Annotated in this window: 4 protein-coding genes; 3 read left to right on the plus strand and 1 reads right to left on the minus strand. The window is 67.1% G+C overall.

Annotated features, from left to right (window positions below; all coding sequences use genetic code 11):
• Positions 1–1,350 precede the first annotated feature (1,350 nt).
• Positions 1,351–1,821: a VOC family protein gene (locus ON39_RS12225; RefSeq protein WP_040733727.1), complete on the minus strand. Its 471-nt coding sequence runs from the start codon at positions 1,819–1,821 to the stop codon at positions 1,351–1,353.
• 64 nt (positions 1,822–1,885) lie between these two features.
• Between ON39_RS12225 and ON39_RS12230 the strand changes: the two genes are divergently transcribed.
• From ON39_RS12230 to ON39_RS12240, 3 genes are all read left to right on the plus strand, one after another.
• Positions 1,886–2,770 (plus strand): helix-turn-helix domain-containing protein, encoded by an 885-nt coding sequence (locus ON39_RS12230; RefSeq protein ID WP_051186534.1) that lies wholly within the window; start codon positions 1,886–1,888, stop codon positions 2,768–2,770.
• Positions 2,771–2,882: 112 nt separating this feature from the next.
• Positions 2,883–3,296, plus strand: coding sequence for a DoxX family protein (locus ON39_RS12235; RefSeq protein ID WP_040733730.1), 414 nt, complete (start codon positions 2,883–2,885; stop codon positions 3,294–3,296).
• A 480-nt stretch (positions 3,297–3,776) separates the two neighbouring features.
• Complete coding sequence (locus ON39_RS12240) at positions 3,777–4,229, plus strand: universal stress protein (RefSeq protein WP_040733733.1); 453 nt, start codon at positions 3,777–3,779, stop codon at positions 4,227–4,229.
• The last annotated feature ends 200 nt before the right edge of the window (positions 4,230–4,429 follow it).

Below are 4,429 nucleotides of genomic sequence, written 5' to 3' on the forward strand. Positions count from 1 at the left end.
GCACACGCTGTGGGTTCCCGCACTCCTTCTGGGTTCCCGCACATCGACTTGCCGTGCGACACACCGCACCGGTCCAGAAAGGGGGTGCGGGGTGTTGGTCGACTGGCCGGGGTGTTGGTCGGCTGGCGGGAGCGGATGGGTCGGCCGCTGCGCCTGCCGCGTAACCCTCCCGGCGCCCGCACGCCCTGCGCATTCCCGGCCGCCGACTTGCGGTGCGTCACGCCGGATCCGTCGGCAAACCGTGTGCGGGCGGGTTGAGTGGTCCGGCGAGACCATGACTGCGTGCGACCCCCTGCGTCTGCCGCAGAAAGGTGTGAGGGTGGGTGGAAAGGTGGTCGCGGTGAGGTGTGACGTGATGGCTCGGCCGGGTCGCGGTGATAGAGCGACCCCGGCTAACGGCTGCGCTGAGGTTGATGAAACGGGACCGTTATGCCGCTGAGCCGCACCGTTTTTGGGCTCCCGCACTCTTTCTGGGTTCGCGCAGACGGGCTTGCCGTGTGACGCGCCGTGTCCGTCGCAAGAGGGGGTGTTGAGCCGGTCGGCGGGTGGCATACCTGCGGCCGCCGGGTGCCGTGCACGCTGTGGGCCGCCGCACCTCTTTTAGGTCCCCGCGCACCTTCTCGGTTCCCGCACATCGACTTGCCGCGTGACACCCCGCACCCGTCCAAAGAGGGGTGCGGGGGTGTTGGTCGGATGGTGGGGCTCTGGGGCTGGCCGCTGTGCCTGTCGCGTATACCCTTCCGGCGTCCGCCCGCTCTCCGCATTCCCGGCCGCTGGCTTGCGGTGCGTCACGCCGGATCCGCTGGCAAGGCGGTATGAGGCGGGTTGAGTGGTCCGGCGAGACCATGACGACTGAGTGCGACACGCCGCGTCTGCCGCAGAAAGGTGTGCGGGTTGAGTGGTCCGGCGAGGCCTCGAGTGCACACGTTGTGGGTTCCCGCGCACCTTCTGGGTTCCCGCACATCGACTTGCCGTGCGACACACCGCAGCCGTCCAGAAAGGGGGTGCGGGGGGTGGTGGTCGGCTGGTGGGAGTGGAGGGGGCGGCCGCTGCGCCTGTCGCGTCCGTCCAAAGAGGTGTTGGTCGGCTGCCAGGAGCCCTGGGCCGGCCACTGTGCCTGGCGGCGCACCCCCTTCGGGCCCTCTGTGTCTCTGGCCGTGCGGGAGGTGCCGGATCCGCCGCAAAGCGTGTGCGGGTGGATTTGGTAGTGGTCCGGTGAGACAACGGATGCGGATGCTCGACATCGCACACGCCTTGGGTCGGCGCACAGCTCCTGGGGTCCCGCACATCGACCTGCCGGGCGACACGCCGTGTCGGCGGCAGGAGGGTGTGCGGGGTTGGCAAACTGGCTCAGCCCTGGGTGGCCATCCATTCGTTGACGCGGCGCTCGGCTTCCTCGCGGGAGACGTCCTCGACCCTGGTCATGACGGCCCAGCGGTGGCCGAAGGGGTCGATGAGGACGGCGAAGCGGTCGCCGGTGACGAAGGTTTGGGGGTCTTCGGCGGTGCGGGCACCGTGGGCTTTGGCGCGTTCGATGACGGCGTCGACGTCGGGGCAGTAGTGCACGATCGAGGTGTGTACCCACTCGCCGTTGGGGGCGAGCACGTTGTTGTCGGGGATGGGCATGCCGAGTTGGAGGGTGGAGTCGCCGATCTTCAGCTCGGCGTGCGCGGGCTGCCCGTCGGGCAGGTCGTTGCGGGAAATGACTTCGGCGCCGAAGACGGCGGAGTAGAAGTCGATGGCCTTGTTGCCGTCGCCGACCGCGAGGAAACAGGTGATGGAGTGGTAGCCCTCCGCAATGGGGTTCACGGTGTTGGTCATGATCTAGATCCTGCTCGGCCGCCCGCCGACGGTCTTGTAAGAAAGCGACACGGGGAACGAAACCATGCCCGGCATTGAGCCCGCGCCACCGCGCAACCCGGTGGCACCTTCGGACACCACCGGCATCCTGCACCCGGACGAGCAGGCCAAGCACCGCTCGCTGGCCCGCCTGCCCGCGGGCCCGAAAGTCGACCGGTTCGTCGAGTGGTACTGGGCGGTGCGCTGGGACCTGCGCGGCAGGCCGCCGTACCGAGCGGAGGTGCTGTCCTACCCGAGCGTGAACCTCACCTTCGAGCGAACAACAAGTGGCACAGGCGGTTTCGTCAACGGCGTGTGCACGACGAAGTTCGTCCGCGAACTCAGCGGCGCCGGCGAGGTGTTCGGCGTGCGGTTCCGTGCGGGTGGCTTCGGGGCCTTCACCGGGCTCGACGTCGGTTCGTTCCGGGACTCCGTCGTCGACCTGATCGACGTCATGCCCGACGCCGACGGCCTGGCCGACCGCGTCCTCGACGCACCCACCGACGAGCGCCGTCGCACCATCGTCGAGGACTTTCTCACGGACCGCCCCGCCGCCGACGACCCGACCTACCTGCTCGTCCTGCGCATCATCGACGCGATGGCCAAGGATCCGGACCTGACCAGGGTCGACCAGATCACCGACCGCTTCGATGTACCGGTCCGCACGCTGCAGCGCATGTTCCGCCGCTACGTCGGCGCGGGCCCGAAATGGGTGCTGCGGCGCTACCGGCTCCAAGACGGCGCGGAACTGCTCGCGCGCGGTCGCACCGAAGATCTCGCCACGTTGGCCGCGGAGCTGGGATACTTCGATCAGGCGCACTTCTCGCGGGAGTTCACCGCGGAGGTCGGAATGGCTCCACTGGAATACGCCAAGAATTCGCTACGCTCGCGCAACGAGGTCACGGCGAAGGTCATATCGACCGGGTCGTAGCCGCCGAGCCGACCGTATTCGACCATTCGACCGCAGGTCGCCGGGGGATAGCTTCGGAGCCACTCGGTCGTGTGTTGCGGTACCTACTGTCAGCCGAAAGAGGGAGCTGGACATGGATGTCGTGGTGTTGATCGGACGGGTGTTGTTCTCGGTGTTGTTCCTGAGCTCCGCGCTCGGGCACTTCACGCAGACCGAAGCCATGGCGGGATACTCGGCGAGCAAGGGCGTGCCGATGGCCAAGTTGGCGGTGCTCGGTTCGGGCGCGCTGTTCGGTCTCGGTGGATTGAGCGTGCTGCTCGGCGTGTGGGCTGATCTCGGCTCGCTGGTGATCGCGGTGGTGCTCTTGGTGACCGCCGTGATGATGCACTCGTTCTGGAAGGAAACCGACGCCCAGGCCAAACAGGGCGAAATGATCCACTTCAACAAGAATCTGGCCCTCGTCGGCGCCACACTCATGCTGTTCGCGTTCTTCGCTCACGTCGATGAGCTCGGATTGACCATCACGGGACCGCTTTTCGACCTCTGATCCCGCCTGCCGCGCTAATATTGCGCGTCCTTTTTAGTGCAGGAGAGGGAGACATGGACATCATCGGAGCGATTCTCGGCTTATTCTGGGCGAACTACCGCCAGTGGCCGTAAAGGCACGGTAGATCCAGGCCGGGCGGCCCGCCCCGGCGCGTGATTCGCGCGTCGCGGCGGGCCGAACTCGTTCGCGATCGTCGCAGGTGTGTGACGAATATCCCAGGGAGACAAGAGCGTTCGAGATCGTTGTGCTTGATCACAGTTTATCGGCCGACCAATTGTGTCTGCCCTGGTTGCCGACGCTCCTCCCGCATTTCCCGGCGAACGCGTGGCGCCAATGCCCGGACACCCTCGGTGTGATGTGTTGCGATTTCTGATATTTCCGGTCTGTTTGCCGCTAGGGTCGAGCCCAGTCGCTGCGCCGGGGCACGTCTTGGTGTACCCGGACGTAAGCACCCTGACCACCGCATAGTTGGAGGAGAGAATGACCGCCTACCGGACCATTGTCGTCGGTACTGATGGCTCGGACTCGTCGTACGTCGCCGTCGAGAAGGCTGCCGCGCTGGCTGGAGTGTCCGCCGCGACCCTGGTCATCGCGTGTGCTTACTACCCGACCGACGATCGCGACGTGGCCGCCGCCGCAGACGTGCTCAAGGAAGAGGCCTACCAGGTGCGTGGGTCCGCCCCCACCAACGAGATCCTGCGGACCGCGCGGGACCGGGCCGCCGCGGCGGGCGCGGTGGACATCGTCGAGCGCGCCGTGGTCGGCGAGCCGGTCGAGTCGCTGCTCACGCTGACCAAGGACGTCGACGCCGACCTGCTCGTCGTCGGCAACCGCGGCCTGAACACGCTGACCGGCCGCCTGCTCGGCTCCGTCCCGTCCGACGTCGCCCGCAAGTCGCGCTCGGACGTGCTCATCGTGCACACGGTCCGCTAGGAACCCACAGACAAGAAAGCGGCCGCGAACGACTTTGTTCGCGGCCGCTTTCGCGTTGGTCGGGCCGACGTTGCCGGGCCGCTCGTGTTGGTCGGGCCGATGTTGCCGGGCCGCTCGTGTTGGTCGGGCCGATGTTGCCGGGCCGCTCGTGTTGGTCGGGCCGATGTTGCCGGGCCGCTCGTGTTGGTCGGGCCGATGTT

It is taken from the genome of Nocardia tenerifensis NBRC 101015 (genome assembly GCF_000308715.1).
GTDB lineage: Bacteria > Actinomycetota > Actinomycetes > Mycobacteriales > Mycobacteriaceae > Nocardia > Nocardia tenerifensis.